The sequence below is a fragment of the Adlercreutzia equolifaciens genome (assembly GCF_029076695.1).
GTDB classification, from domain to species: Bacteria; Actinomycetota; Coriobacteriia; order Coriobacteriales; family Eggerthellaceae; genus Adlercreutzia; species Adlercreutzia equolifaciens_A.
In genome coordinates this window covers 1-295 of record NZ_JARFIK010000483.1, presented here as the reverse complement: position 1 = coordinate 295, position 295 = coordinate 1, and the positions used below count along the sequence as shown (strand labels likewise).

Annotated in this window: 1 protein-coding gene; it reads left to right on the top strand. The window is 63.4% G+C overall.

What is annotated here, in order from left to right:
* Positions 1 to 295, top strand: a 295-nt coding sequence (locus tag PZH32_RS13280; RefSeq protein ID WP_343074582.1) for an ACT domain-containing protein, incomplete at both ends; no start/stop codon positions are given.

Sequence of the window (295 nt, the reverse complement as noted above, 5' to 3'; positions counted from 1 at the left end):
ACGACATCTTGGGCTTCGTCACCCGCGGCCGCGGCGTGTCGGTCCATCGGGCCGACTGCCCCAACGCCATCGATCTGAAGCGCCATCCCGCGCGCATAATCGAGGTGGAGTGGGAAGGGTCGCCCTCGAAGTCGGCCAGCTACCAGGTGGAAATCTACATCGAGGCCCTCGATCGCCTGAACCTGCTGCTGGACGTCACGAAGGTCATCTCGGAAATGGGCGCCAACGTGCTGTCCAGCAACACTACCACGCACCGCGACGGCGTGGTGGAGATGCGCTTCCTCTTCCAGGTATC